The organism is Streptomyces lushanensis (assembly GCF_001700515.1).
Lineage (GTDB): Bacteria > Actinomycetota > Actinomycetes > Streptomycetales > Streptomycetaceae > Streptomyces > Streptomyces lushanensis.
The window spans coordinates 1-6,076 of record NZ_MAUD01000580.1; the positions used below are offsets into that span (position 1 = coordinate 1).

4 protein-coding genes and 1 pseudogene are annotated in these 6,076 nt (G+C 71.8%); 4 read left to right on the forward strand and 1 reads right to left on the reverse strand.

Annotated elements, in window-relative coordinates:
* Window positions 1–315 (forward strand): annotated as a pseudogene (locus BFF77_RS31470) (DNA polymerase III subunit alpha); the annotation flags it as partial.
* A gap of 512 nt (window positions 316–827) precedes the next feature.
* Here BFF77_RS31470 and BFF77_RS31475 read toward each other — a convergent pair.
* Window positions 828–2,396 (reverse strand): PucR family transcriptional regulator, encoded by a 1,569-nt coding sequence (locus BFF77_RS31475; RefSeq protein ID WP_066956866.1) that lies wholly within the window; start codon window positions 2,394–2,396, stop codon window positions 828–830.
* 119 nt (window positions 2,397–2,515) lie between these two features.
* On the opposite strand from BFF77_RS31475, the gene BFF77_RS31480 reads away from it, so the two are divergent.
* The 3 genes from BFF77_RS31480 (at window position 2,516) to BFF77_RS31490 (ending at window position 6,063) form a co-directional block, all read left to right on the forward strand.
* Entirely contained in the window at window positions 2,516–3,961 is a 1,446-nt protein-coding gene (locus tag BFF77_RS31480; protein ID WP_066956868.1) for a purine-cytosine permease family protein, read from the forward strand.
* 84 nt (window positions 3,962–4,045) lie between these two features.
* The gene (locus BFF77_RS31485) at window positions 4,046–5,374 is read left to right on the forward strand and encodes an amidase family protein (RefSeq protein ID WP_066956871.1); all 1,329 of its coding nucleotides are present in this window, start codon (window positions 4,046–4,048) and stop codon (window positions 5,372–5,374) included.
* Window positions 5,375–5,454: 80 nt separating this feature from the next.
* On the forward strand, window positions 5,455–6,063 hold the full coding sequence (locus BFF77_RS31490) for a DUF1989 domain-containing protein (protein WP_066956873.1): 609 nt from the start codon (window positions 5,455–5,457) through the stop codon (window positions 6,061–6,063).
* Window positions 6,064–6,076 lie beyond the last annotated feature (13 nt).

Consider the following 6,076-nt stretch of genomic DNA (forward strand, 5'->3'; position numbering starts at 1 on the left):
GGGCTGCTGCTGGTCCGCGGCACGGTCGAGCGCCGCGGCAACAGCCGCACGGTGATCGGCCAGGCAGCGTGGAACCTCGAAGAAGTCGCGGCGGCCCGCCGGGACTCGGGCCCGGACGCCGCCCTGAAACTCCTCCGCCGCACCGAGCCCGCGCCCACCCCCGCACAGAACGCCACCGCGACGCCCGCCGAGCCGGCCCTGCCCCACGGAACAACCGGCGCCCGCCTGCACCCCTGGAGTGATCTCCAACCCGCGGGGAGCCACTCGGCAGACCTGCGCCGCCTCATACACCGCAGTCCAGGATCCCCGGGGTGAGCGCCATTCCCACGCCTCGGAGCATGCTGCACGTCCACCTGCACGGCATCCGCCCCTCCGTCAAGTGCCGCTGCTCACCCTGCAGCGCATCCTCGGCAAGGCCACCGCACTGACACTGTCCGAGCGTGCCCGCGGCCACGACCCCCGGCCCGTCCGACCCGCAGCAACAGGGGGCTGGGGGGTTCCAGAGGTGCTCCGACGGTGTGGGCGAACGCCGGCTACGTGGGGAGCAGTTGGGGATCACACGCTGTCGGTACAGGTTCACGGCATACGCAAAAGAGCACGGCGTCTCCTGTCTCTCTGGCTGTATGTGTGGACAAAAGGGGTGGGCCCTACTCCTGGGGGTCAAGGGGTCGCGGGTTCAAATCCTGTCGTCCCGACCAGCGTTTACGCAGGTCGCAGGCGGTATCGGAGAAATCCGGTACCGCCCTTCCGTGTTTCTCCGACCGACTCCGCTTCGATAGCGCTGAGGTGGCCGGTGTCACGGCGCGCCGGGTTTCGCGGGGGTTGTTTCAGGGGGTGATGAGGGCGTCGGCCCGCAGGGCGAGGTAAAGATCGATTTGTCCGTGGAATGTCTGGGGGTCGCGTCCGGTGAGGTCGGCGATGCGGGCGAGGCGTTTGCGCAGGGTGTTGACGTGGATGTAAAGGGCGTCGGCGGTTGCCTTGGCGTGTCCGCCGCGGTCGAGGAACGCCCGCAGTGTCGCTTCGAGGTGGGTGGTCCGGGTGGTGTCGTGGGTACGCAGCGGGCCGAGGAGGGTGTCGGCGAACCGCTGGAGTTCGCCCGCGTCGAGGTTTCCCAGGAGTGTGATGTGGCTGGGCAGTTCGGCCAGCGTGGCGGTGCTGGGGCCGGTGGTGCTGAGGGTGAGGGTGTGGCATGCCTGTCGGGCCTGTCGCAGCGGGGTGCGCAGGCGGGCGTGGCCGTCCGCGGGGGCGCTGTACCCGATGACGGTGTGCAGGCCGGGGCAGCGTTCGTCGAGGCGCGTGGCGAGGCGGTCGAGCCAGGGACGCAGGTCCTGGACGGGGCGCTGCCAGGCGATCACCGCGATCAGATCGCGGCTGCCGGGGATCAGCACGGCGGGGATGCCGTCGCTCAGGTGGATCTGGCGGGCGGTGGTGACCAGGGTGGTGGTGACGGGGTCGGGGCCGGCGGCGTGGGCGGTGGCGGTGACGGCCAGGGGCGCGGCGGGGTCGATGCCCAGCGCTGTCAGCCGCCGGGCGAGGTCGGCCTCCCGGTCGGCTCCGGAGGTGATCATGTCGATGAGTTCACCGGCGAAGCGCTGTTCGATGGCGTCGACGGCACGCCGGCGGGTGATGTCCAGGGTCAGGTAGTGCGCGGCCTGTTGCAGCGCGGCGAGTTCGGGTTCCTGGAGGGTGGCCGCGGGGCGCAGGCACACCAGGGCGGTGGTGATGTCGCCGGGGACGCCGACCGGGATGACGGTGGCGGTGCCGGCGGGGCCGACGGCGACTTCCAGGGGCGGCGGGCGCCGGGTCAGGGTGTCGCCGAGGAGGTGCAGGTCCTCTTCGGACAGGTGTGCTGCGGCCAGGGCCAGGGGGCGTCCCAGGCGGTCGACGACGGCCAGTGGCAGGCCGAATTCCTGGTGCAGCACGGTCAGGGCGCCGCTGACCCCGGTGTCGCCGGAGATCGCCGCGGCCAGGGCGTTGCCGCGCCGTACGGAGGCTTCCAGACGGCTTTTGGTCTCGTCCTGGAGGCAGGCGGCCGCGGCCTGCGACAGAGCTGTGAACGGGATCGCGATGACCAGTTCCAGCAGCGGGAGATGTGCGCGGCGGCAGGCGTCGATCAGGGACGGCGGGGTTGTCGTCACCGATTCGCGCAGTCCGAAGACGATACCGGCGGCACGGGCGCGGCGGACGGCGGCGACGAATTCCCCGGGCGGACAGCCGTCTTCGTTCCACAGTCCGTTGGTGAGGACGAGTTCGTTCTCCCGCACGTACGGCGAGGGGTCGGGCAGTTCGGTGTTGTGGACCCAGGTGACCGGCCTGTCCAGGGCGCCCGGCGGTCCGGGCACGAGCACCGTCAGATGCAGCGCCGGGTTGTCTGTGAATGTCCGCAGGGTGAGCACAGTGTCCAGTCAACCACCCCCAACCGCTGATGAGGAGAGGTCTGTCCACTGCTGTGGCGGGGCCGCCCCGTGCTTGAGTGATGGGCGTCACATTTGCTCCGGTCATTCAGTGAGGGTTGATGAGTACGGTCCACACCAGTCACACCGGTACTACCGCGCAGCCGCCCGCGGGGGCGGCTGCTTTCGATCCGCACGGGGTCACGCCGATTCCGGACGAGGCCCGCGATTCGACGGCCTGGGAGCAGTTCTGGATCTGGGCGGGCGCGAACATCGCGCCGATCAACTGGGTGCTGGGCGCCCTGGGGATCACGCTCGGTCTCAGTCTCGTCGAGACCCTGATCGTGGTCACGGTCGGCAACATCGTCGGCTGCGCGCTCTTCGGGGTGTTCAACTTGATGGGGCACCGCACCGGCGTCAACCAGATGCTGCTGGGCAGGGCCGCGTTCGGGCGGCGGGGCGCGGCGGTGCCCGCGGTCATGCAGGGCGTGCTCGCCATGGGCTGGGTGGGCGTGAACACCTGGGTGGTCCTGGATCTGGCGATGGGGATGCTGGGGGAACTGGGCATCCACGGCGGTACCGTGCTGCGCTACGTGGTCGCCGCGGTGATCATGATGGCCCAGCTCGGCCTGGCGGTTTTCGGGTTCTACGCGATCCGCGCGTTCGAGAAATACACGGTCCCGGCCACGGCGCTGGTCATGGCCGTGATGACCGTGATCGCGGTGACCCAGGTCGACATCGAGTGGACGCACAGCACCGCCACCACGCCCGGGGCGAAGTTCACGGCCGTCACGCAGCTCGTCACCGCGATCGGTCTGGGGTGGGGGATCAGCTGGCTGCCGTACTCGGGTGACTACGCCCGGTTCATCAAGCCGGGGACGTCGGACCGCAAGGTGGTGTGGGCGACGGCCGCGGGCATGTACATCCCGACGGTGTGGCTGGCGGCCCTGGGGGCGTGTCTGGCCAGCGCCGGAGGGGACGGGGATCCCTCGCAGCTGGTGATCGGGACGTTCGGGGTGATGGCGCTGCCGGTGCTGCTGCTGATCATGCACGGCCCGGTCGCCACCAACGTCCTGAATCTGTACTCGTGTTCGCTGGCCGCGCTGACCGTGGGTCTGCGTACCGCCCGCTGGAAGGTCACCGGGGTTGCCGGGCTGGTGGCCAGCGGCGTCCTGGTCCTGCTCATGCAGTCCTCCTCGTTCGCGACGTCGTTCGGGCAGTGGATGTCCTCGATCCTGGTGTGGATCAGCCCCTGGGCGGGCGTCGTCGCGGCGGACTTCTTCATCCGGTGGCGGGGACGGCCCGACGTCGCCGCGCTGTACCGGCCCTCGGGTCTGCCGGCGGTGTACTGGCCGGGGCTGGTCAGCCTGGCCGCGGGCATGGCGGCCGCGTGGAGCACCCTGTACGGATCGGTCCCGGCCATGCAGGGACCGATCGCCCGCGCCATGGGCGGGGTGGACCTGTCGCCGCTGGCCGGTCTGCTCGTCTCGGGTGTGCTGCACGTCCTGCTCACCCGCTACGCCGCCCGTGCCCCCATATCCGGGCCCGCCGCGGGCACGGCCCAGTGAGACCGCCGGGCCCGGCCGGCGCCCGCCGCGGCCGCGCCCGGGCCGCTGCCACAGAGCGCCGACACCGCACGAAAGGCGACCCGCATGGTCTCCGTCCCGCCGTCCCGCATCCGCGCTGCCCAAGGACTGGTGCCGCTGGCCGCGGCCGAGGCGGCTTTCGACGCCCTCGTACCGGGACGGGTGCCGGCCGCCCGGGACGCGTTCATCTCACAGACCCGGCACCGGGCCCGGTCCGAGGCCGCCGCAGGCACCCGCCGGCTGCGGCAGGACCGCCGGCGGGGCCCGCTGGACGGCGTTCTGGTGGCATACAAAGACCTCTTCGACGTGGCCGGGACCGTGACAACGGGCGGGTCCCCCACCCGCGAGGACCTCGCCCCTGCACAGGCGGACGCCGCCGTCGTCGCGGCGCTGACGGCGGCCGGCATGGTCTGTGTCGGCAAGACCAATCTGTCGCCGCTGGCCTTCTCCGGCCTGGGCGTCAATCCGCACTTCGGCACACCTCCCAACCCCTATGACCCGGCCAGGGTGCCCGGCGGCTCCTCCTCCGGGGCGGCCGTCGCGGTCGCGGCCGGAATCGTCCCGGTCGCCATGGCCAGCGACACCTCCGGCTCGGCCCGGGTACCGGCGGCATGGTGCGGCCTGGCCGGCTACAAGGCCTCCCGCACCCGCTACTCGCACACCGGCATGCTCGCCCTGGCCCCGACCCTGGACAGCATCGGCATCATCGCGGCCACGGTGACCGACGTGATCACCGTCGACGCGGTCCTGCGCGCCCGACCTGCCCCGCCACCGCCGCATCTTCGCAGCCTGCGCCTGATGCTGCCGGCCGGCGCGCTCGACGGCGCCGACTCCCCGACGGCGGCAGCCGTCGGGGACGCGGCCGGCATCCTGGCTCGAGCCGGTGCCGACATCACCACCGGGCCCCTGCCGGTCCTGGAAGCGGTGGTGGACCTGTTCGCCGCCCACGGCACACTCGTCGCCGCCGAAGCGGCCCGCACCCACCCGCTGCCGTCCTTACCGCACGCGGACCGTCTCGACCCGCGCATCACGGCCCGCCTGGCGGCCGGCGCCCGCATCACCGACGCCGACATCAGCCTGCTGCGCCGCCGGCGGGCCCGGCTGCGCCGCGAGGCAGCGGCCCGCCTCGACGGCCGCCTGCTGCTGACTCCCACCGTCCGCCACGGCCCCCCGGTCCTGGCCGACCTGGCCGACCCCCAGGTCTTCGCCCGTGTCAACGCGACCGCGCTGCGCACCACCATGACGCTCAGCTACCTCGACATGCCCGGTGTGACCCTGCCGGTGCACCAGCCCGGCACTCTCCCGGCCGGGCTCCTCGTCAGCGCCCTCCACGGCGCGGACACCCGCCTGCTGGCCGCCGCCGCGGCCATCGAACACGCCCTGGGGCGCCAGTAGCTCACTCCACACTCAACCAGTTGATTCAGTGGACGAACATCCCCTCCCCATGTGGCGGGGCAACCGTTGGGATGGTGCACATGAATTTCGTCACCAGAGACCACACGATCCTGGTACCGGCGGGCGAGGCCCGCGGTGCCCTCCTCCGTGCCGGGCAGCACCTGACCGTCATCGACCCCGAGGGCGAACAGGTCGGCGACCTGTTCGCCTACCCGGACGACCCCTCCCACGGGCGGCACCTGAGCGCCGCGCACACCCGCGCCCACGTCAACCGCCTCTTCCCGCAGCCGGGCGAGGCATTCGTCACCGACCTGCGCACACCCGTCCTCACGCTGGTCGAGGACAACTCCCCCGGACGCCACGACATGCTCATCCCGGCATGCGACGCCGTCCGCTACGCCGCCCTGGGCGCCCCGCCCGGCCACCCCTCGTGCGCCGCGAACCTGAACACGGTACTGACACAGGCGGGCCGCGACACCCACACCACCGTGCCCCAGCCCGTGAACGTGTTCATGGACATCCGGGTCGGGACCGACAGCCTGGCCTGGTTCCCCGCCTCCACCAAGCCCGGGGACAGCATCACCCTCCAGGCGGCGACCGACTGCCTGGTGGTGGTCTCCGCCTGCCCCCAGGACCTGTCCGTCATCAACAACGGCAGCCCCACCCCCCTCGAACTGCACCTGCACTGAGCACTCAGCCCGC

What these genes read in the sequence shown, in the direction of transcription:
- BFF77_RS31480 (WP_066956868.1), top strand. Translation starts at nt 2,516, where the DNA reads ATGAGTACGGTCCACACCAGTCACACCGGTACTACCGCGCAGCCGCCC.
- BFF77_RS31485 (WP_066956871.1), top strand. Translation starts at nt 4,046, where the DNA reads ATGGTCTCCGTCCCGCCGTCCCGCATCCGCGCTGCCCAAGGACTGGTG.
- BFF77_RS31490 (WP_066956873.1), top strand. Translation starts at nt 5,455, where the DNA reads ATGAATTTCGTCACCAGAGACCACACGATCCTGGTACCGGCGGGCGAG.